At 72.8% G+C, this 20225-nt stretch carries 17 protein-coding genes; 6 read left to right on the plus strand and 11 right to left on the minus strand.

Annotation, left to right across the window (positions count from 1 at the left end; genetic code table 11):
- Positions 1-21 precede the first annotated feature (21 nt).
- A complete protein-coding gene (gene dapE, locus JJJ15_RS09770; protein ID WP_106110853.1) occupies positions 22-1308 on the minus strand; it encodes a succinyl-diaminopimelate desuccinylase in 1287 nt (428 codons plus the stop codon).
- Positions 1309-1554: 246 nt separating this feature from the next.
- Here dapE and JJJ15_RS09775 point away from each other — a divergent pair, with 246 nt between their 5' ends.
- Positions 1555-3294 (plus strand): phospho-sugar mutase, encoded by a 1740-nt coding sequence (locus JJJ15_RS09775; protein ID WP_200510603.1) that lies wholly within the window; start codon positions 1555-1557, stop codon positions 3292-3294.
- An 81-nt stretch (positions 3295-3375) separates the two neighbouring features.
- Here the strand turns inward: JJJ15_RS09775 and JJJ15_RS09780 are convergent, their stop codons facing one another.
- From JJJ15_RS09780 to JJJ15_RS12780, 7 genes are all read right to left on the minus strand, one after another.
- A complete protein-coding gene (locus tag JJJ15_RS09780; RefSeq protein WP_106110476.1) occupies positions 3376-4248 on the minus strand; it encodes a metal ABC transporter permease in 873 nt (290 codons plus the stop codon).
- Complete coding sequence (locus tag JJJ15_RS09785) at positions 4245-5300, minus strand: metal ABC transporter permease (protein WP_200510604.1); 1056 nt, start codon at positions 5298-5300, stop codon at positions 4245-4247. Before JJJ15_RS09785 ends, JJJ15_RS09780 begins: the two co-directional genes overlap by 4 nt.
- Positions 5297-6109: a metal ABC transporter ATP-binding protein gene (locus JJJ15_RS09790; RefSeq protein ID WP_200510605.1), complete on the minus strand. Its 813-nt coding sequence runs from the start codon at positions 6107-6109 to the stop codon at positions 5297-5299. The genes JJJ15_RS09785 and JJJ15_RS09790 overlap by 4 nt, the downstream gene beginning before the upstream one ends.
- Entirely contained in the window at positions 6106-7314 is a 1209-nt protein-coding gene (locus JJJ15_RS09795) for a metal ABC transporter substrate-binding protein (RefSeq protein ID WP_200510606.1), read from the minus strand. Before JJJ15_RS09795 ends, JJJ15_RS09790 begins: the two co-directional genes overlap by 4 nt.
- A 485-nt stretch (positions 7315-7799) precedes the next feature.
- The gene (gene deoC / locus JJJ15_RS09800; RefSeq protein ID WP_200510607.1) at positions 7800-8492 is read right to left on the minus strand and encodes a deoxyribose-phosphate aldolase; all 693 of its coding nucleotides are present in this window, start codon (positions 8490-8492) and stop codon (positions 7800-7802) included.
- A gap of 145 nt (positions 8493-8637) precedes the next feature.
- Positions 8638-10119, minus strand: a complete 1482-nt coding sequence (locus tag JJJ15_RS09805; RefSeq protein ID WP_200510608.1) for an alpha-amylase family protein — start codon at positions 10117-10119, stop codon at positions 8638-8640.
- 13 nt (positions 10120-10132) lie between these two features.
- Complete coding sequence (locus JJJ15_RS12780; RefSeq protein ID WP_210338799.1) at positions 10133-10372, minus strand: hypothetical protein; 240 nt, start codon at positions 10370-10372, stop codon at positions 10133-10135.
- 25 nt (positions 10373-10397) lie between these two features.
- Here JJJ15_RS12780 and JJJ15_RS09810 point away from each other — a divergent pair, with 25 nt between their 5' ends.
- Positions 10398-11186 carry an SDR family NAD(P)-dependent oxidoreductase gene (locus JJJ15_RS09810; RefSeq protein ID WP_246742275.1) on the plus strand — a complete coding sequence of 263 codons (789 nt, stop codon included), beginning with the start codon at positions 10398-10400 and terminating at the stop codon, positions 11184-11186.
- Between the two features lie 284 nt (positions 11187-11470).
- Here the strand turns inward: JJJ15_RS09810 and JJJ15_RS09815 are convergent, their stop codons facing one another.
- Both JJJ15_RS09815 and JJJ15_RS09820 read right to left on the minus strand, forming a co-directional pair.
- Positions 11471-12136, minus strand: coding sequence for a hypothetical protein (locus tag JJJ15_RS09815; protein ID WP_200510610.1), 666 nt, complete (start codon positions 12134-12136; stop codon positions 11471-11473).
- 216 nt (positions 12137-12352) lie between these two features.
- On the minus strand, positions 12353-13741 hold the full coding sequence (locus JJJ15_RS09820; RefSeq protein ID WP_200510611.1) for an MFS transporter: 1389 nt from the start codon (positions 13739-13741) through the stop codon (positions 12353-12355).
- An 86-nt stretch (positions 13742-13827) separates the two neighbouring features.
- Between JJJ15_RS09820 and JJJ15_RS09825 the strand changes: the two genes are divergently transcribed.
- Complete coding sequence (locus JJJ15_RS09825) at positions 13828-14436, plus strand: helix-turn-helix domain-containing protein (protein ID WP_200510612.1); 609 nt, start codon at positions 13828-13830, stop codon at positions 14434-14436.
- A 52-nt stretch (positions 14437-14488) separates the two neighbouring features.
- On the opposite strand, the gene JJJ15_RS09830 is transcribed toward JJJ15_RS09825, so the two are convergent.
- The gene (locus JJJ15_RS09830; protein WP_106110483.1) at positions 14489-14878 is read right to left on the minus strand and encodes a metallopeptidase family protein; all 390 of its coding nucleotides are present in this window, start codon (positions 14876-14878) and stop codon (positions 14489-14491) included.
- 223 nt (positions 14879-15101) lie between these two features.
- Between JJJ15_RS09830 and JJJ15_RS09835 the strand changes: the two genes are divergently transcribed.
- Genes JJJ15_RS09835 through JJJ15_RS09845 form a run of 3 tightly spaced genes read left to right on the plus strand, consistent with a single transcriptional unit; the run spans position 15102 to position 19990 of the window.
- Positions 15102-15989, plus strand: a complete 888-nt coding sequence (locus JJJ15_RS09835; RefSeq protein ID WP_200510613.1) for an ABC transporter ATP-binding protein — start codon at positions 15102-15104, stop codon at positions 15987-15989.
- Positions 15990-15992: 3 nt separating this feature from the next.
- On the plus strand, positions 15993-18554 hold the full coding sequence (locus JJJ15_RS09840) for an ABC transporter permease (RefSeq protein WP_200510614.1): 2562 nt from the start codon (positions 15993-15995) through the stop codon (positions 18552-18554).
- 26 nt (positions 18555-18580) lie between these two features.
- Entirely contained in the window at positions 18581-19990 is a 1410-nt protein-coding gene (locus JJJ15_RS09845; RefSeq protein WP_200510615.1) for a hypothetical protein, read from the plus strand.
- Positions 19991-20225 lie beyond the last annotated feature (235 nt).

Below are 20225 nucleotides of genomic sequence, written 5' to 3' on the forward strand. Positions count from 1 at the left end.
TGTCCCGCCGCCTTCCGGGGCTCAGGACAGCCAGCTGCGCAGGATCTCGGCCACGTCCTGGATCTGGTGCACCGGGCAGTGCTCGTCGTCGGTGTGGCAGAGCATGGGGTCGCCCGGGCCCAGGTTGAGGGCGGGGACGCCGATGGCGGAGAAGCGGGCCACGTCGGTCCACCCGTACTTGGGGCCGACGGTGCCGCCGCGGTCGCGCACCAGGCCCACCAGCTCCCTGGCCGACGGGCAGGACAGGCCCGGCCGGGCGCCCTCGCACAGGTCGTCCAGGGCCACCTCCACCGGGGCGGCGCCTACCACCAGGGGCGGGGCGGCGTCCAGGACGGCGCGGGCCGCGGGGCTGGAGACCTCCACCGTGCCCGGCATCGTGCCCGTCCGCCCCGGGAGCGCCTGGGCCGCGGGCGCCGTCGGGCGTCCGCCCGGCAGGCGGCCGGGCCGGGGCCCGGGGTCGTGCCCGGCCAGGACCAGTAGCGCCCGCTCCAGCGCCTCCAGGGCCGTCAGGTCCGGGGCGAAGCGGTAGTTCACCGTCAGGCGGCAGGCGTCGGGCACGGAGTTCGCGGCGGTACCGCCCTGGATGCCGACCACGGAGAAGGACTCCCGGAAGACCAGCCCCTCCACCTCCACCTCGTGGACCGGGGCGGTGGCGACGCGCTGGATGAGGGGGGCCGCCGCGTGGACGGCGTTGACCCCCCGCCAGGCCCGGGCCGAGTGCGCCGTCACCCCGCGCACGTCCAGGACCAGGCGCAGGGTCCCGTTGCAGCCGCCCTCGATCCGGGACGCCGTGGGCTCCCCCAGCACCGCCAGGTCCCCCGCCAGCCAGTCGGGGTGGGTCGCCAGGACCCGTCCCAGGCCGTTGAGGTGGGCGGCGACCTCCTCGTTGTCGTACAGGACCCAGGTGACGTCCTTGCCCGGGTGGGTCAGAGTGGCCGCCAGGTGGAGGGCCACGGCCACCCCGCCCTTCATGTCCACGCTGCCGCGCCCCCAGACAACCTCCTGGCCGTCACGCTCCTCGCGCCGCCCGGGCACGTTGCGGCTCCGCAGCGAGACGGGCACGGTGTCCAGGTGCCCGGCCACCACCACGCGCTGAGGGCGTCCCAGGTGGGTGCGGGCCACCACCGTGTTGCCGTGACGCAGCACCTCCAGGTGGTCCAGGTCCCTCAGGGCGGCCTCGACGGCGTCCGCCAGCGGCCCCTCCGAGCCCGAGACGCTGGGGACGTCCACCAGCGCCTGGGCGATGTCGGCCGGGGGGCTGGCCAGGTCCGGCAGGCGGACGGGTGCGGCGGTGTCGGTGGCGCTCATGCGGTCAGGGTAACGGTCCGAGGGCGGGGACGGGTCCTGCCCCTAACCGGTGAGGGCCCGCCCGGGAGCGGGGACGGACCAGCACCTGCGCACCATGACAAAGGGTCTAAGGTCCTAGGTGCCTGAGAGGGCTGTTTCAGGCACCTGCGCGAACCCGGGACACCCCGGTACACCTGTGTCCTGAACCACCCATGATGGCCGTCACGACACCTGAATACCGGGTTTGGGGCCGGGTACCGTGCCCGTATGACCCCAGCCCTCGTCCTGACGGCTCAGGCCGCCGAGCTCTCCCGTGCCGCGCGCGCATGGATGGTCCAGGATCCCGACCAGGTCACCTGTGCCGAGCTCGCCGGTCTCCTGACCCGCCACGAGGCCGGGGAGCCCCAGGCCACGGCCGCCCTGGAGGAGGCCTTCAGCGGCTCCCTGCGCTTTGGCACCGCCGGGCTGCGCGGGCGCCTCGGAGCCGGGCCGCACCGCATGAACCGGGTCACCGTCATCCGGGCGGCCGCCGGGTTGTGCGCCTACCTCCGCCAGACCCTGGGGGAGGGCTTCACGGTGGTCGTCGGCTACGACGCGCGGCACAACTCGGCCCAGTTCGCCCGTGACACCGCCGCGGTGGTCACCGGCGCGGGCGGGCGGGCCCTCCTCTTCGACGGGCACTGTCCCACCCCGGTGCTCGCCTTCGCGGTACGCCGTCTCAAGGCCGACGCCGGGGTCATGGTCACCGCCTCCCACAACCCGCCCCAGGACAACGGCTACAAGGTCTACCTGGGCGGGCGCGTGGTCAGCGGCCCCGGCCAGGGCGCCCAGGTCGTGCCGCCCTACGACGAGTGGATCTCCCAGCGGATCAACGCCGTCGGGGACGTGAGCACCGTCCCCATGCCGCGAGGGGGCTGGCAGAGCGTGCCCGGGCGGATCCGCCAGGAGTACGTGGAGCGCGCCTCGCGCGCCGGGCGCATGGGGGCGTGCGCCCCCCTCACCATCGTCCTGACCTCTATGCACGGCGTGGGCGGCCAGGTGTGCCGCCAGGCCCTGGCCCGGGCCGGGTTCACCGACGTCGTCCCGGTGGCCGAGCAGGAGCTGCCCGACCCCGACTTCCCGACCCTGGCCTTCCCCAACCCCGAGGAGCCCGGGGCCATGGACCTGGCCCTGGACCTGGCCCGCACGGTGGGGGCGGACCTGGTCATTGCCAACGACCCCGACGCCGACCGCTGTGCGGCCGCCGTGCCGGACAGGCACGTCACCGGGGGGTGGCGCCAGCTCACCGGTGACGAGGTCGGGGCCCTGCTGGGGGAGCAGGCCGCGGAGCTGGCCGCCTTCACCGGGTCGGGGGTGCTGGCGTCCTCGGTGGTCTCCTCCCGCCTCCTGCGGCGTATCGCCCAGGCCCACGGCCTGGACTACCGTCAGACCCTCACCGGCTTCAAGTGGATCTCGCGGGTTCCGGGCCTCGTCTTCGGCTACGAGGAGGCCCTGGGCTACTGCGTGGACCCCCACGCTGTGCGGGACAAGGACGGGATCTCCGCGGCCGTGCGGCTGGCGGTGCTGGCCAGCGTCCTCAAGCAGCAGGGCCGCAGCGTGACCGACCTGCTGGACAAGCTGGCCCGTATGCACGGGCTGCACGCCACCGCCCCCCTGGCCGTACGGGTCGAGGACCCTGACCAGATCCGGGCCATGATGGACCGGCTGCGCGGCGGCGGGTCCCCGGCCGCCCTGGCAGGCTCCCCGGTGGTGTCCTGCCTGGACCTGCTCGACGGGGCCTGTGACTCCAACGGCGGCACCCTGCCCCCTACTGACGCCCTGGAGTGGCTCACCGCGGCCGACGACCGCGTCATCGTCCGTCCCTCGGGCACCGAGCCCAAGCTCAAGTGCTACTGCGAGGTCATTGTCCCGGTGGCGGTGGACGAGCCGGTGGAGGTCGCCCGGCGCACGGCCTGTGAGCGCCTGGCCGCCATCCGCTCCGACCTGCGCGGGGTGCTGGGGATCTGAGCCCCGGAGGGCCGGCAGGCCACGGGGCCAGGCCACAGGGGCAAGGCGTGCCGCGGCGCGGTGGCGCCACAGCACGCCTGCCTAGTGACGTGCGGATCGGCGGACGCACCAGCGCGCGCCCGCGGACAGCAGGTAGACCACCCCGGCGGCGGTGGCGATGACCCCGCCCACGGACAGGCTCAGGTGGACCCCCAGCCACAGCCCGGCCAGCGCCGTCGCCGCCCCCAGGAGCGGGGCACCGAGCATCAGGTGGCGGATCGAGCGCGTGCTGGGAGCCAGTGAGGCCGCGGGGGCCGCTATGAGCGCGATCGGCAGGATCGTGCCCACTGCCGGGATGAGGACCACGATCGTGGCGCACACCAGTCCCAGGATGAGCGTCTCGGCCCAGGTGGCGGACAGGCCGCTGGCCCGGTAGCCCAGGGCGTCGAAGCTGTAGAAGGTCAGGCGCCGGCCTCCCACCACCAGGACCGCCACCGCCACGACCAGCACCACCGCCACCGCGGCCACGTCCACCAGCCCGACGTTGAGGACCGACCCGGTCAGGAAGGAGTCCACCTTCAGTGGCAGCGGCTTGAACCAGGAGTTCAGGAAGTACCCCAGGGCGAACCCCAGGGTCAGCACGATCCCGGCCGCGGACTGCGAGGACAGGCCCGGGACCTGGCTGAGCCAGCGCATGAGCCAGGTCATGGGCAGGCACATGAGCGCCGCCCCGACCAGGACCATGACGCTGAGCAGCTCGAAGTCCGCCCGCTGCCCCAGGACCGCCCGGGAGAACCAGGAGGCGACCACCACGCCCAGGATCGCCCCCGGGAAGGTGGCGTGGGTGAGGGACTCGGTGAAGAAGATACGCCGGTGGACCAGTGCCACCGCCCCCACGAGCCCGGCCAGCAGACCCATGAGCACGACCTCGACCAGCGGCAGCATGAGCAGGGACAGGCTCGGGCTGGACCTCATGACGCTACTCCCGCGCTCACGGGGTCAGTCCCCAGGCGCTCGCCCCGGCTCTCCGCCGCGGCCCGGCTGGCGGCCTGGGTGGCGGTTTGGGTGGTGTCCTGGGTGGCGGCCCCGTGCCTCCCGGCTGCTGCCACCTGGGTCCGGCGCCTGCCCACCCAGCGGGTCCGTAGCCGACTGGATGCGACCGCCACCAGGAGGACGGCGCACATGCACAGGGTCACACTGGCCTGGGGGGAGACGGGGCGCGGGGAGGGGGCCAGCATGAGGGCCATCCCCAGGTAGCCGCCGCCCACGCCCACGACCACCGCCGTCAGCACCATGGTGCGCACCCGTCGGGCCAGGACCCGCCCGGTGGCCCCCGGGACCACGAGGTAGCCGATCACCATGAGGGTCCCCACCGCCGTCGAGGCCGAGACCACCACCGCGGCCACCGCCATATTGAGCACCAGGTCCAGGCCCAGCAGGTGCAGCCCGCTGGCCCGCGCCCCGGTCCGGTCAAAGGCGTAGGCCACCTGCCCCCTCCAGGTCAGGGCCACCAGCGCCAGGGCCACCAGGCACACCAGGAGGGCCTGTGCCAGGCGCTCGTCGGTGACCTCCAGCAGCCGTCCGAACATGAGCGCCTCCAGCTGCCCGGACATGTCGCCCTTGGCCAGGGACAGGATAATGCCCAGGGAGAAGAAGCTGGTCAGGACCACGGCGGTGCCCGCCTCGGAGGCGGAGCGGCGGGCGGCGCGCCGGGAGACCAGGGTCAGTACCAGGGCGGCGACGACGGCTACCGCGCTGGCGGTGGGGATAATGTACCTGATGCCGCCGTACACCGCCCCCGCCACGATCCCGGGGAAGACGGCGTGGACCAGCGCCTCGGCGCTGAACTCGGCGCAGCGCAGGTTGACCAGGACCCCCACGACGCCGGCCACGACCCCCAGCAGGACCACCATGAGCAGGGGCCGGAACAGGTAGGGGGCGGCCGCGAAGGCGCTCAGCCCCGGGACGTGCAGGCAGGCCAGGCGCAGCTGCTCCACCAGGGCGCTGACGCTCCCGACCAGGCTCATGCGCCCTCGCCCCCGCCCAGGCTCAGCCTCACGAGGCTGTCGTCGCCCCAGCCCCCGTAGGCCTGGGAGACGAGCTCGGGGACGAGGACCTCCTCGCGCGGCCCGAAGGCGATCTGCCGTCCGGCCAGGAGCGCCACCTGCTCGCAGGCCACCTTGGCCAGGACCAGGTCGTGGGTGGAGACCACAATGGCGGTCCCCTGGGACTTGAGGGTGGCGACAATGTCCAGCAGGGCGTCGCGGTTGGGCTGGTCCAGGCCGTTGAAGGGCTCGTCGAGCAGGATGAGGCGGGGGCGGGCGGCCACGCAGCGGGCCACCAGGACGCGCTGCTGCTGGCCCCCGGAGAGGTCGCCGAAGCGGTCCAGGGCCCGGTCCGCCAGGCCCACGGCCTCCAGGGCGCTCTGGGCACGTGCGCGCACCGAGCCCGCCCGCTGCCAGAGGCGCATCTGGGAGTACATGCCCATCTGGACCACCTCGCGCACGGTCACCGGGAAGGTGGGGTCCAGGTCGGCCACCTGGGGGACGTAGCCCAGGGAGCCCCGGGGGGCGCGGCCGGGGGCGGCGCCGACTACCCGCACCTGCCCGGACGGGATCCGCACCATGCCCAGCAGGGCGCGCAGGAGGGTGGTCTTGCCTGAGCCGTTGGGGCCGACCAGGGCCAGGGCCTGGCCCGCCCCCACCTGCCCGGTCACGCCGGTCAGGACGGTGGTGGTGCCGTAGGCGAAGGAGGCGTCACGCAGGTCCACGACCGGTCCGGCCGGTGCCTTGGAGGGGCCGGCCGGACCGGTGGTCGTGGTGGGGACCGGGGTCACTTCACGTCCGAGCTGGTCGGAGCCCACTTGCTCAGGGACTCGGGGACCGCGGGGACGGTGCCGTCCCAGGCCTTGGTCAGGTTGGTGACATTGTGCAGGATGGAGCCGATGTAGGTCTCGCCGTCGGAGCCGGGCTCGCCCAGGGAGTCCCCGTAGAGGGCCTCGTCACCGATGACCGCCTTGACGCCGGCGACCTCGGCGACCTTCTCCACGGACTTGGGGTTGTTGGAGTTCTCGGCGAAGATGGCCACGGCGCCGGAGGCCTTGACCTTGTCGGCGGTCTCCTGGATCTTCTCGGCGGTGGCGTCGGCCTGGGCGTTGAAGTCGGACAGGGCCGCGCCCTCGAACTTGACGTCGAACTCCTTGGAGAAGTAGCCGAAGGCGTCGTGGCTGGTGAACAGGACGCGCTTGTCCTTGGGTACGGAGCTCATGGCCGTCGCGGCCCACTCGTCGAGCTCGGTGAGCTGCTTGATGTAGGCGTCGGTGTGGGCGCGGAAGGTCTCGGCGCTGGCGGGCGCCGCCTTCTCCAGGGCCGCGCCGATATTGGTGACCTGGACGATGGCGTTCTTGGGCGAGGTCCACACGTGCGGGTCGAAGCGGAACTCCGGCTCGCTCTGGCCCTCCTCGGGCGGGAAGGGCCAGGCGGCCACGTCGACCTTGCTGGTCCCCCGGTCGACCTTGTAGGGCAGGGACTCCTCCTTCTTGAGCTGGGCCTGCAGGTCGTCGACATCGACGGCGCCGTAGACGCCGGAGGTGACCACCATGGTGCCCTTGAACCCGGTGGAGCTCACCGCGTCGTCCAGGAAGTGCTCCAGGTCCACCCCGGACACCAGGAAGAGGTCGGCCTCTGACAGGGCCTTGGACTGGGCCGCGGTCATCTCGTGCTCGTGGGCCGAGGCGTTGGGGGCCAGCAGGCAGGTCAGCTCCAGGTGGGTGGAGGCCGTGGCGGTGTCGGCGCCGAAGTGGGCGCTCTGGCCGTCGGCGCCGGTGCGGTCGAAGGACAGGTTGTCGGTGCTGTCCCCGGAGGCCAGCTGGGTGACGTAGTCGCAGATCTGGGTGGTGGAGGCGACGACCTTGACGGTGGTGCCCGTACCGCTGGCGGTGGGGCTGGAGGTGGTCGCCGAGCCGCAGGCGGTCAGGGAGGCGGCCAGGGCCAGGGAGGCGGCCAGGGCCAGGCCCCGGCGCGAGACGGGAATGGTGCGCATGGTCGGCATCATAAGTTCGTGTACCCTAAGTTTGGCAAACCGAAAACCTGGACAGTCTTTGTTTGTGGTTGGTATCACATACGGGTTGGTGGCTATCTCGCGTGCCGAGCCGGTTCGCGGGCGCGGCCCCGGACCCGCCGCCTGCGCGTGTGTCCCCGGACGCCAGCCGGGTACCGGCGTCATTCCAACGGTTTCGCAAGGCGTGCGGGTCTCAGGCGGGTCTCAGGTGGGGCTCAGGCTGGCGTACGGTTCCGCCCCGACTGGGGCTCCACGGTTTCTCAGGGCGTGGGTCTCAGGCGGGGTCTCAGAGCGTGGTGGGCTCAGGGCACAGGGGCTTAGTGCGCGAGGGGGCTTAGTGCGCGAGGGGTCAGTGCGCAGGGGCGCCGGAGGCCTCGCTGGGCGAGTCCGTCCTCGTGAAGCGGGATCAGGGGCCAATAGACACGGGGGCGCGCCTACGACCTGCAGTCCATCCCCGTGAAGCGGGGTCAGGGTGTGGGGGCGCCCGGGCGGGTGCGCGACGACAGCTGCGCCAGCCCGTCCAGGACCGCGGCCGAGGCGGACAGCCCCAGGCGGGAGGCGCCGGCGTCGAGCATGGCCAGGGCCGCCTGGGCGGTGCGGATGCCGCCGGAGGCCTTGACCCCCAGGCGCTCGCCCACGACGCGGCGCATGAGGCGGACCGCGTGGGTGGAGGCGCCGCCCGCGGGGTGGAAGCCCGTCGAGGTCTTGACGAAGTCGGCCCCGGCCGCCTGGGCGGCCCGGCAGCAGGCCACGATCTCCTCGTCGCTCAGGACGGCGGACTCAATAATGACCTTGAGCCCGGCGGGCCCGCACGCCTCCCGCACGGCCCGGACGTCCACCTCGACGTCCCCCCACCTCCCCTCCCTGACCAGGCCGAGGTTGACCACCATGTCCACCTCCTGGGCGCCCTTGGCCACGGCGTCGGCGGCCTCGGCGGCCTTGACGACGGCGGGGTGGGCGCCCGAGGGGAAGCCGCAGACCGTGACCACGCGCAGCCCCGCAGGGACCGTCAGCGGGAGCTGGCTGGGGCTGACGCACACCGAGTAGGTGCCCAGTGCGGCGGCCTCGGCCACCAGGTCACGCACCTGCGCACCCGTGGCCTCGGGGGTGAGCAGGGTGTGGTCAATGAGGGCGGCGAGGTGGGCGCGGTCGGGGACCATGGGCCTCCTTTTTCCTTACGCGGGCGCCCGGGGCGGGCGTGGTAGCGGCAGCCCCGGGCCCCTCACCTGGTGAGGTTGGCCGGGCGCCCCGGGGCGGGCGTCCAGGACGGCAGGTGCTGTACGTCCCCCCGGGGCGGGCGGTGGGTCAGGAGGTGCCCAGGACCGCCCAGGCGTGGGCGGGCAGGACGACGCCGTCGCCCTCGGGGCGGGGCGCGGCCGAGCCGGGGGAGGCGGCGAGCACCGCGTGGTGGCCGGCCGTGGGCACCCAGGCCTCGTGCTCCTCCAGGCTCAGGACCACCACCACGCTGCCCGGGCCCCCGTCCGAGGCGCCCGCGTCAGCCCATCCGGCCCGGCCGGTGAGCTCAAGGGAGTAGAGGCGGTTGTCCAGGTGAAGGGTGGCCAGGTCGGCGTCGTGCAGCCAGGGCAGGCGGCGGCGCAGGCCCACCAGGTCCTGGTAGAGGCGCAGCGTGGGCGCCCCCAGGTCGGACATGTCGGCGGGGGTCGCCGGGAAGGGCGGGCGGATCTCGTCGTCCCCGCCCAGGCGGTCCTCCTTGACCCCCCGGTAGCCCTGCTCGTCGCCGTAGTAGATGGCGGGCAGGCCCGGCAGGGTGGCCAGCAGCGCGACCGCGTGGGGCAGGTGGGCGGGCTCGGAGATCTGGGAGGCGATGCGGGTGGTGTCGTGGTTGCCCAGGAAGGTCCAGGGCACCAGGCTGCGCAGGAACTCGGCGTGACGCCGGAGCGCCCAGTCCAGCTCGTAGAAGTTCCGGGACTCAATCGAGGACCAGACGGCCTTCCACAGCTCGTACTGCGTCACCGAGTCCATGCCCGAGGCCGCGGTAATACCCACGTAGTCCCCGTGGATAACCTCCCCCACAAAGTAGGCCTCCGGGTAGTGCTCGCGCACCCGTGGCAGCACCCGGGTCCAGAAGGCGGGGTCGACGGCGTAGGCCGCGTCCAGCCGCCAGGCGTCGGCCCCGCGCTCCAGCCAGAACTTCATGACGTCGACGACCATGTCGGCCACGGCCGGCTCGGCGTGGTTGAGCGCCGGCAGCCACTCCTGGCCCTCAAAGCGCTCGTAGTCCGGGGCGGTGCCCGGCTGCCAGTCCTCGGGCCAGGTCAGGCGGAACAGGCGCGAGGCCTCCGACCCCGGCCCCGCCTGGGGCAGGGCGGCGAAGGCGGGGAAGTCCTTGCCCACGTGGTTGAAGACGCCGTCCAGGACCAGGCGCACCCCGCGGGCATGGGCCTGGCGCGCCAGGGTCTCAAAGTCCTCATTGGTACCCAGGCGGGGGTCGATGCGGAAGTAGTCCACCGTGTCGTAGCCGTGGGACATGGAGGCGAAGACCGGCCCCAGGGCCAGGACGTTGCACCCCAGGCTCACCAGGTAGTCCAGCCAGTCCACCAGGCGCAGCAGGCGGTGCTCGGCGGCCAGGGCCCCGGCCGGGGTGGACGGGTCGTCGGGGTCCCCCTGCGGGGCCAGGGTGGGGGCGCCCACGAACCCCAGGGGGAAGACCTGCCAGACAATGGCGTGCCGACTCCAGGCCGGGGCGGGGGGAAGGTGCTGGGGCGCGCTGATCCCAGCGGTGGGGGAGAACTCGGCGGGGACAGGGGTACCTGTGGAGTCGGTCATGGGGGGCAGTGTGTCACTGCTCGGGCTGCTGGTGGCGCAGCACCAGGAGGGTGCCGTCGTCCTGCGCCACGCGCGAAGAAGCGCTGGTCAGGCCGTCCTCCCGCATGGCCTCGACACGTCGTCCTGCCGCCGTGCGCCAAGAGGTGGGGCAGACTCCTCCTATGGCCACTACGACCACCGTGCCCGCCCCTACCGCTGCGGGTGTGCCCGCTGTGCCCGCCTCCCCTGGGGGCGCGCCTGACGGGTCTGCCACTGTGTCTGACGCTCCCGCTGCCGCGGTGGTGCCCGGCGGGTCTGCCGCCGTGCCCGCCTCCCCTGCGGGCGCGCCCCGCCGCGCCGTCGTCACCGGGGCCTCCACCGGCATTGGCGCCGCCACCGTCCGCCTCCTGCGCGCCCACGGCTGGGACGTGGTCGCCACCGCCCGCCGCGCCGCCCGCCTGGCAGCCCTGGCTAAGGAGACCGGCTGCACCTGGGTCGCCGCCGACCTCCAGGATGCCGCCGACGTCGCCCGCCTTGCCACCGAGGTGCTCGCGGGAGGCCCGGTGGACGCCGTCGTCAACAACGCGGGCGGCGCCATCGGCCTCGACCCGGTGGCGCAGGGCAGGCCGGAGGACTGGCTCACCATGTACGAGCGCAACGCCCTGGCCGCCCTGCGCGTGAGCCAGGCCTTCCTGCCCACCCTGCGCGAGCGTGGCGGTGACCTGCTGTTCCTCACCTCCACCGCCGCCCACGACACCTATCCGGGGGGTGCCGGGTACGTGGCTGCCAAGCACGCCGAGAGGGTGGTGGCGGCCACCCTGCGCCTGGAGCTCGTGGGCGAGCCCGTGCGCGTCATCGAGATCGCCCCGGGCATGGTGCGCACCGAGGAGTTCAGCCTCAACCGGTTCCACGGGGACCAGGCCGAGGCCGACGCCGTCTACGCGGGCGTGGCAGGCCCCCTCGTGGCCCAGGACGTCGCCGAGTGCATTGTGTGGGCCCTGGAGCGGCCCGCCCACGTCAATATCGACTCCATGGTGGTGCGCCCCCGCGCCCAGGCCTCCAACACCCTGGTGGCCCGGGAGGGCTGAGCGGCCTGCCTTACGGAACGCCCCGGGTACGGAGCAGGTGCCGGTCTGCTCGGCTACCTCCTGCACAGAGCAGGCGCTTGCGTCCGTGAACCCCGTGAGCCGGGAAGGGGGACGCCAGCGGGGCGAGAGGCCGTGGCACCAAGGTGTCTTCGCAGGTCAAGGCAGGCTTGCGAGGGCGCCCTGAACGGCCTATCCGTTCTCACGAGCAATAAGTACCGTTCTCACGACAAACAAGTACCGTTCTCGCGGGGAATAAGTACCGTTCTCGCGGGTGGGGGCGGGTCCTAGCGCAGGAAGGTGAAGAGCTTGACGCCCCGGCGCAGGGGCGGCGTGGCCCCCTCCCACCGGTGGACCCCCATGCGCATGGACGTGCCCTCCATACCCTCCTCGTAGGAGAGCTCCGTGAACCCGGCCCGGGAGAACCAGTGGCGGATCTCCGCCCCGGGGTCGGGCTCCTGGGACCCGCGGGTCCACACGAGCGTGGCGCCCGGGGCGCAGAACTGCGGGGCGACGGCCACGAGCCGCCGGGTGTCCTCTACCGAGACATTGCCCAGGATCCCCACGAGCAGCACCAGGTCGGCCGGGACCGCGCCCACGTAGGCGTCCGAGACCGAGGCGTCGTCCTCCACCACGCGCAGGTCCACGCCCAGGGAGGTGATGCGCTCGCGGGCGATGGCGGCGTTGACCGGGTTGATCTCCAGGAGGGTGCCCCGGACGCGGTTGTACAGCTCGGGGCGGGCCGCCAGGACGCCGAGGACGTCGTGCCCCTGCCCGGCGCAGGAGCTCATGACCCTGACCGTGCCGGGCCGGGCGTCGAACTCCGCGGAGATCACCTGCTGGACGTGGCGCAGCCGTACCGACAGCTCCGAGGCGGGGTCCCGGTAGGCGTCGTGCCACGCCACGTAGTCGCGTAGCCGGGGGGACGGGGGGACAGGGGGTGTCTGGGGCATGGGCTCCTCCCAGGCTGTGGTGACGGATGGTCCTGTGGGGTATCCCACCAGTGGGAGGGCCCGTCGTCAAGGGCGGTGAGGGCGCCGGGACCACGGCGCCGCCGTCGTGCCGACGTGTGCCGGCACCGTCGGGGCCTGCGCGCCCGGGAACGGGCCCACCACCCGCGGGTAGCTGTCGGGCGGGGCCCGGGCGTCGTGCAGGCCCGGGACTAGGTCTCAGCTCGCCTGCCACTGGTCGGGGTAGCCGAGCTGACGGATCTCCCGGCGGCTGAGGACCAGGGCCAGGGAGGCCAGGCCCACCAGGGCGAAGGCGATAATCGTCGTCGGGGCACCGAGTACGTCCAGGCCCCTGCCCGCGCTGTAGGGGGCCAGGGCGGGCAGGCCCATGTTAATGAGCAGGACGGCGCTGACGAGCCGCCCCATGACCTCGCTGGGGATGAGGCTCATGACGAGACCGGAGGCCACGGAGTTCACCACCGGCAGGGCGGTGCAGGCACATGCCAGCAGGATCGTCCGCGCCGTCGTGTTCGCTACCAGGGCGGCGGCGACCATGAACCCGGACACCAGGACGTTGCCGACCACAAGGGCCGTGCCCCCGCGCACCCGCCGGGTGGTGGACGGCACGGCCATCGCCCCCAGGAGCATGGCCACGCTGGGGACCGCCATAAGGGCGCCGATGGTGGTGCCGGACATGCCCCGGGACCGCCAGTCGAGCGTGACCGCGGTGAGGACCCCGGACAGGGACAGGCTCCCGACGGCCCCGTAGACGGCCAGCACCAGGACGACCCGGTGCCCCAGCAGCCAGGACCACCCCTGCGCGTACGCCCTCCAGGCCGACGGCGGCCTCTGCCCCGAGGTGGCGTCCGCGTCCTGAGGAGCGTGCGCGTTCCGGGTCGGGCTCATGTCGGCGTGTACCGCCCGGATACAGCAGGCCCCCAGGAGGTGACCGGTGGTCTCCGCCAGGAAGGGGGCGGCCGGGGACAGGCCCAGGAGCAGGCCGCCCAGGGGCTTGGAGAGCAGGTCGACCACCGAGGTGCGGGCCTGGTTGGCTCCCGCCGCCGCGGCCATCTGGTCGGGTGGGACCACGTGCTTGATCGCGGCGTCCGAGGCCAGGGAGAACAGCCCCGAGCAGGCCCCCGAGGCCAGGGCCACGGCCAGCAGCACGGGCAGGGACAGCAGGCCCGTCCACCAGGCCAGGGCGGCCAGGGTGTAGACGGTGGCCCGTAGGAGCTGGCCGACCAGGATGAGGAGCTTGCGGTCCACGCGGTCCACCAGCACGCCGCCGGGCACCGTGGCCGCGAGGAAGGCGACGGAGGTGAGCGTGCCCACCAGGCCGGCCTGGGTGGCGGAGCCGGTCACGGCGTAGGCGATGAGCGGCATGGCGAAGGCGCGCAGGGAGGAGCCGAGGTCGCCGACCACGTCGCTGGAGAACCACAGGAGGTAGTCGCGGCTGCGCCACAGGGGCCGGTCGGGGTCGTCCCCGGGCGGGGAGGCGGGGTTACCCGGCACGTCGGCGTGGCCGGGCCCGACGCCGTGAGCGGTAGGGTCGGAGGGGCTGGCCGGGGAGACCGTGGGGTCGTGGAGGTCGGTCGAGGTGTGGCTCATATGAGCAAGAATAGATGCGCAACACCCATTGCGCAACATGTAGTGCTCAAGAGGTGGTGCGTGTTCCTGGGCCCTATCCTGAAGGTATGACGAACGTCAACGACGCCACGGCCCTGAGGGCCCTGTCCCATCCGCTGCGCCTGCGGATCCTGGCCGAGATGTGGGACGAGGGCCGGCCCCTGCGCGCCGCCGACCTCGCCGAGCGCCTTGACGTCCCCGCGAACTCCGTGAGCTACCACGTGCGTCGTCTGCGGAAGGCGGGTTTTGTCCTCGACGCCGAGCCGCCGCAGGGGGCCACGGCCCGCGACCGCTGGTACCTCGCCCCGGAGAGGGGGATCGTCTTCAAGGGTGACGACCCGGAGGCGGTCCAGGCCTTCGCGGAGGTCATGCGCCCCCGGTACATGACGGTCCTTGACGGGCTCATGAAGGCCCAACAGGTACAGGCGGGTCCCGTCCTCCACGCCGACGGCACGGTCTGGCTGCCGGAGAGCACGGCCCGGCACCTGGCCCACAAGCTCGAGGAGCTGTTGGACCAGGTGCGCCGTGAGGCGGCGCAGGCCCACGAGCAGGCGGCCCCGGACACCCCCTTCAACCGGTACGTCTTCCTCCTGGACCTCTACCCCGAGCTGCGTCACGGTGAGCGCCTGACGCGCCCCGCCCGGGACGCTCCCCCGGTACCGTCCAGCTGGACGTGACAGGCACGGGACAGGTGGCCGGGCAGGGGGCCGGGCGCCTGCCGCCCCGGGCTCAGGCCCAGCCCAGCTCGTGCAGCCGGGCGTCCGGGATGCCGAAGTGGTGGGCGACCTCGTGGAGCACCGTCACCGCGATCTCCTCACGCAGCTCCTCCTCGCTGGTGCACCAGCGCTCCAGCGGCCCCTGGAAGACGAGGACCCGGTCGGGCAGGACCAGGGACCAGGAGTCGTCGCGCTCGGTCAGGGGCACGCCGTCGTAGAGGCCCAGGAGGGTGGGCATGCCCTCCTCGTCGTAGTCCTCGGGACCCAGCACCTCGGCGTCGGGCTCGTCCTGGACCATGACGGCGACATTGTCCATCTGCTCGGCCAGCTCGGGCGGCAGGAGATCCAGGGCCGCTCCGACGGCGTCCTCGAAGTCGGCGGGGGTGAGGTGAACCGGGCTCATGACGCCAGCCTGCCACGCCCGCCCGCTGGGACCCGGGTGCCGCCCGCCCGGTGGGGGCGCGTGGGACGGGCAGGGCCGTCTCCACAGGGTTGGTGCACCGGTCGGCCCAGGCCGCCTCGAGGGCGGGACGGGCAGGGCGCGGACCCGTGTCACCTGCCACAACGGCGTCCGCGGTGCAGGTGGTGCCCGCGTAGGTCCCGCTCATGCGTGCCAGACTGGGCCCATGAGCATCTCCGCCAGCGCCTCCCCGCCCGCCCTGGCCCCCTGTCGGCAGGTGGAGGACCCGGTCATTACCGCCCGGGCGCTGACCAAGGTCTACGGGCGGGGCGCCGGGGCGGTCACCGCCCTGGACGCTGTGGACGTGGATATCGCCCGGGGCCGCTTCACCGCCGTCATGGGCCCCTCCGGCTCGGGCAAGTCCACCCTCATGCACTGCCTGGCAGGGCTGGACTCGGTCACCTCCGGGACCATCGTCCTTGACGGCGACGAGGTCTCCTCCATGAGCCAGCGTCGTCTGACCCGCCTGCGCCGTGAGCGTATCGGCTTCATCTTCCAGGCCTTCAACCTGGTTCCCACCCTCACCGCCGCCGAGAACATCACCCTGCCCCTGGACATCGCCCGCGTCAAGGTCGACCGTGAGCGCTTTGACCAGGTGGTCCAGGCCGTCGGGATCGCCGACCGCCTGACCCACCGTCCCGCGGAGCTCTCCGGGGGCCAGGTCCAGCGCGTGGCCTGCGCCCGGGCGCTGGTGGGCAGGCCCGCCGTCGTCTTCGCCGACGAGCCCACCGGTAACCTGGACTCCCGCTCCACCGTCCAGGTCCTCGAGATCCTGCGCCGCAGCGTGGACGACCTGGGCCAGTCGGTGGTCATGGTGACTCACGAGCCGGAGGCCGCCGCCTGGGCGGACACGGTCCTGTTCCTGCGTGACGGGCACGTGGTGGCCGAGCTGGGTGAGCCGGACCGCGACAGCGTCCTGGACGCCCTGCGGGTCCTGGGCGAGGGAGCCGGGCCCCTGGTCGCGCAGGAGGTGGCCTCCGTGCCCCGGGGGCGGGACGGGGCCGACGCCGGACAGGGCGAGGGCCGGGGCTCCTACCAGCGCCCGGAGGCCTGAGCCGTGGGCCGCGTCGCCTGGCGCTCTGTGCGCGCCCACGCCAAGCAGTTCGTCCTGACCACCCTGGCGGTGGTGCTGGGGGTGGCCTTCCTCTCGGGCACCCTGGCCCTGCGTGCCGTCCTGTCGGACACCTTCTCCGCCCTGACGTCCTCCACCATCACCTCTGACCTGTACGTGAGCGGCGAGAAGGTCGCCGGCAACGCCAGTGCCACCGGTACCGTCCTGACCAAGCCCGTGGACGGCTCCCTGGCCGAGAGGATCAAGCAGATCGACGGGGTGGAGGTGGTTCACCGCGGGGCGTCCCTGACCGGCGTCCTGCTGGGGGCCGACCAGGCCCCCGTGACCTCCTCGGGAGCCCCCACGCTCCTGATCCCCGTCTACCCCCAGGAGCCGGGGATGACCTGGGTCCAGGGGTCCCACCCCCACGGCGGGAGCGAGATCGCCCTGGAGTCCGGGGCCCTGGGACGCTCGGGCCTGGGCATCGGGGACACCACCCACGTGGTGGTCCAGGGCCAGCCCGTCGAGGTCACGGTGGTCGGCGAGTTCAACTTCGGCACCACCATGGCCGGGGCCACCATCGTGGGCATGGACGCCGACTGGTTCATGCCGCTGGCCGCCCCCGACGACCAGGTCAGCGACATCTCCATTGACGTGTCCCCAGGGGCCTCGGTGGATGAGGTCAGGTCACAGGTGGCCCGGATCCTGCCCGACGGGGCGCGCCTTCTGACCCGGGCCAAGAAGATCGAGGAGCAGAACGCCTCCATTGAGAGGATCCTGGGGTTCGTCCAGACCTTTATCCTGGTCTTCGTCATCCTGGCCATGTTCGTGGGCTCCTTCATTATTATGAACTCCTTTGCCATGAGCGTGCGCCAGCGGGTCAAGGAGTTCGCCCTCCTGCGGGCGGTGGGGGCCTCCCCGGGCTCCGTGTTCGGCGTCGTGCTGGTGCAGGCGCTGGTCATCGGGGCGGTCGGCTCGGCCCTGGGGGTGGCCGCGGGCGCCGGGCTGCTGTCGGGGCTGGTGGCCCTCCTGCGTGCCATGGACATGCCCCTGCTCGACGGCGTGGCTATGACCGGGCCGATTATCGCGGTGTCGCTGGTGGTGGGGATCCTGGTGACCGTTGTCGGCGCCCTGCTGCCCGCGCGCGAGGCGGCCCTGACCCACCCGGTGGAGGCCATGCGGGGCGTGTCGGGGGCCCGCGAGAAGTCCCTGGTGGTGCGCACCGTCCTGGGCGGGCTCCTCCTGGCCGCCGGGGTGGCGGTCGTGGCCGCGGCCTGGCTCAGTGAGGGCATCCCCCAGCGCAAGCTCGTCCTGGGGGTGGGGGCCGGCGGGGTCGTGCTCGGCCTGCTCGCCGTCTCCCCGGTGCTGGCCCGGCCGGTGGTGGGGGTCCTGGGCCTGCCCCTGCGTCTGCTGCGCCCCTCCGGGCGCCTGGCGGTGCGCAATATCGTGCACAACCCGCGCCGCACCGCCAACACCTCCGGCGCCCTCATGGTGGGCATGGCCCTGGTGTGCGCGGGCGCCACCCTGGCGACGTCGGTCAACGACTCCGTCTCCGACGTGGTCAACCGGTCCATGAAGGCCGACCTCCTGCTCCAGCCCGCCGGGGGCGTGGGCGGCCAGCTCCCCGCGCAGATGCTGGCCCAGGTCAATGAGCTCGACGGTGTGGCCTCCACCACCTCCTACACCGTCTACCTGATCTCGGCCACGGGCGCGGACGGCACTGACACGGTGGCCCTCAACGTCAGTGAGCCGCAGGCCTTCCTGCGGGCCTATGACCTGGCGGTGACCGAGGGCGACGTCGCGGACATGGACGCCACGCACGTGGCCGCCTACAAGAGCGCCGGCCTGCACGTGGGGGACACGGTCACCCTCACCGGCCCGGCGGGCTCGGTAGAGGCGGGTGTGGTCGCGGTCATTGACCCAAAGGGGATCGCGGGGTCCTTCTCCGCCTCGCCTGAGCTCGCCGCGGCCCTGGGCTCGTGGGGCGGGTACACCCCTGCCGACCCCGCCCAGGTCCTGGCCAGCCCGGTGGGCGTGTTCGTCACCCTGGCCCAGGGCGCCGACCTGGAGACCGTACGCGCCCAGATCAAGCAGGTCGTGGCCCCTACCTACCTGTACACGGTGCTCGACGCCTCCGAGATCTCCGACATGGTGGGCCAGCAGGTCAACCAGGTCCTGGCCGTCCTGTACGGGCTGCTGGGGCTGTCCATCGCCATTGCCGTCCTGGGGATCGTCAACACCCTGGTGCTCTCGGTCAGTGAGCGCACCCGGGAGATCGGGCTCATGCGGGCGGTGGGCCTGGGACGGGCCCAGCTCGGCGGGGAGATTATGGCGGAGTCGGTCCTCACCGCCCTGTACGGCACCGTGGTGGGGGGTGGTGCCGGGGTGGTGCTCGCCGTCGCCCTGTGCGAGGTGCTCAAGGACGAGGGGATCTCCACGGTGACGATCCCCTGGGGGCAGCTGGTGGCCATGCTCCTGGTCGCCGTCGGGGTGGGTGTGGTGGCGGCCCTGTGGCCGGCCCTGCGCGCCTCACGCCTGCCGGTCCTAGAGGCGATCGCCACCGAGTAGCGGGTAGGGTGTGGGAGGATTCACCTATGAGCTACTCCCCCCAGTACCCGGCTGCCCCTTCTGGGGAGCAGGCGGTCTACCCCACGCTCGCGCTGCAGGATCCGGGAGCCTCCTACGACGCCATGCTCAGGGCGGGGGCACAGGCCCCCCGACGTAGCGGCGTGGAGGTCGCGGCGATCGTACTGGCAGCCGTCGCCCTCCTGCTCGAGGGCGTGCAGCTGTTCCTGAGGACACAGGGGGTGATGAGGAACGCAGGACCTTCTCTGGTGGCATACATCCTGGTGGGGTTCCTGGTCGACCCGCTCATTATCCTGCTCGTGGTGGGCCTGGTCCAGGGCGCTGTGCGCCGGGTCAACGGGGCGCTGGCCGGCGTCGTCGTGCTGGCGGTGCTCAGGGCCGTCCTCATTGTGCTGCGCCTGGCCACGCTCCCCGGCAACTACGCCTACCCCTACGTCAGCAGTGACGTCCTCGCGGTGCTGGCCTGCGTCGTCGCCACCGTCGCCGGGATCCTGGCAGTGGTGGCCGCCCCCCGGCTCCGGACCCCTGTCGGCGCGGCGCTGGGGGCGGGGGTCGCCTACTGGCTCCTTGCCGCGAGCGCCAGCGCGCTCATCTCCCTGCCCCTGAACCTGACGGCCATTTCCTCCAGGAACTTCGGCGAGCAGACGCTGGAGGTGAGGATGAGGGAGTTCCTGAGCTGGATGCCCTCGTTCCCGGGCTCGCCCGGCCTGTCCGTGGTCGTCGGCACCCTGCTCGCCGTCCTGCTCCTGGCGCTCAGTGTCCCTGCCGTCGTCGCCTTCTCCGTACGCAACTGGGGGCTGCTGCTGGGGACCGGTCTGGCCGGGGCCTGCGTCTTCCTCGTGACCCACGTCCTGGTCGCTGTCGCGATGTCCTACACGGCCAGTATCACGGCGGTCGTCATTGTCGTGGGGGCGGTTCCTCTCGCGGTGTCCCCGGTGTTGCTCACGCCCTCGTCACGGGCGTGGTTCGCCGCGGGCAGGGCCGAGAGGAGGCGGGCGCGCGGGGGCGTCCCCGGCGTCGTACCTGCGTACCCGGGGGCTCCAGGGGCTCCTGGGGTGCCCGGGGCTTCGGGGGCGCCCGCCTGGCCGGGTGCCCAGAGTGCTCCGGGGGCGCCCGGGGTGCCCGCACAGGTACCGCCGACACCCGTCTACGGTCTTCCCACGGGGGCGCCTGGGGCTCCAGGGGTGCCCGCCCAGGTGCCGCCGACACCCGTCTACGGCCTTCCTACGGGCGTACCGGGTGCGCCGGGCTACCCGGCTCCCTCGGGGACCCAGTCGGTCCCGGGCGGTGGGGGCTACCCGGGCGGGGTCCAGGGCGTCCCGGGCAGTGGGGGGTACTCGGGTGGTGGGGGCTACCCGGGCGCGCCGGGCCCCGTGGCCCCGGGACGCAGCCCCTACGAGCCGCCCGAGTGGTCCTAGCCGGCACTATATAGCCAGCGCTATATAGTCCTAGTGCATTCTGGCTGTACGAGTGCGCTCTTTACATCCACTGCTTGCGTCGTACGTATGGGAGTGCGTCTTATACCCTCTTATATTGGACCCCTAAGAGCTGACCTTCATCGCACGCGCGGGGGCGCCCTGTTTGCTCGGTACGGTGGCTCCTGGTGGTCTCCACCCGCAGGGGCGCCCTTTCCTGCGCACTTTTAATCCGATC

It is taken from the genome of Actinomyces sp. HMT897 (genome assembly GCF_016626125.1).
In the GTDB taxonomy this organism is placed as follows: Bacteria; Actinomycetota; Actinomycetes; order Actinomycetales; family Actinomycetaceae; genus Actinomyces.

What these genes read in the sequence shown, in the direction of transcription:
- dapE (WP_106110853.1), bottom strand. Translation starts at nt 1,308, where the DNA reads ATGAGCGCCACCGACACCGCCGCACCCGTCCGCCTGCCGGACCTGGCC.
- JJJ15_RS09775 (WP_200510603.1), top strand. Translation starts at nt 1,555, where the DNA reads ATGACCCCAGCCCTCGTCCTGACGGCTCAGGCCGCCGAGCTCTCCCGT.
- JJJ15_RS09780 (WP_106110476.1), bottom strand. Translation starts at nt 4,248, where the DNA reads ATGAGGTCCAGCCCGAGCCTGTCCCTGCTCATGCTGCCGCTGGTCGAG.
- JJJ15_RS09785 (WP_200510604.1), bottom strand. Translation starts at nt 5,300, where the DNA reads ATGAGCCTGGTCGGGAGCGTCAGCGCCCTGGTGGAGCAGCTGCGCCTG.
- JJJ15_RS09795 (WP_200510606.1), bottom strand. Translation starts at nt 7,314, where the DNA reads ATGCGCACCATTCCCGTCTCGCGCCGGGGCCTGGCCCTGGCCGCCTCC.
- deoC (WP_200510607.1), bottom strand. Translation starts at nt 8,492, where the DNA reads ATGGTCCCCGACCGCGCCCACCTCGCCGCCCTCATTGACCACACCCTG.
- JJJ15_RS09805 (WP_200510608.1), bottom strand. Translation starts at nt 10,119, where the DNA reads ATGACCGACTCCACAGGTACCCCTGTCCCCGCCGAGTTCTCCCCCACC.
- JJJ15_RS09815 (WP_200510610.1), bottom strand. Translation starts at nt 12,136, where the DNA reads ATGCCCCAGACACCCCCTGTCCCCCCGTCCCCCCGGCTACGCGACTAC.
- JJJ15_RS09820 (WP_200510611.1), bottom strand. Translation starts at nt 13,741, where the DNA reads ATGAGCCACACCTCGACCGACCTCCACGACCCCACGGTCTCCCCGGCC.
- JJJ15_RS09825 (WP_200510612.1), top strand. Translation starts at nt 13,828, where the DNA reads ATGACGAACGTCAACGACGCCACGGCCCTGAGGGCCCTGTCCCATCCG.
- JJJ15_RS09830 (WP_106110483.1), bottom strand. Translation starts at nt 14,878, where the DNA reads ATGAGCCCGGTTCACCTCACCCCCGCCGACTTCGAGGACGCCGTCGGA.
- JJJ15_RS09835 (WP_200510613.1), top strand. Translation starts at nt 15,102, where the DNA reads ATGAGCATCTCCGCCAGCGCCTCCCCGCCCGCCCTGGCCCCCTGTCGG.
- JJJ15_RS09845 (WP_200510615.1), top strand. Translation starts at nt 18,581, where the DNA reads ATGAGCTACTCCCCCCAGTACCCGGCTGCCCCTTCTGGGGAGCAGGCG.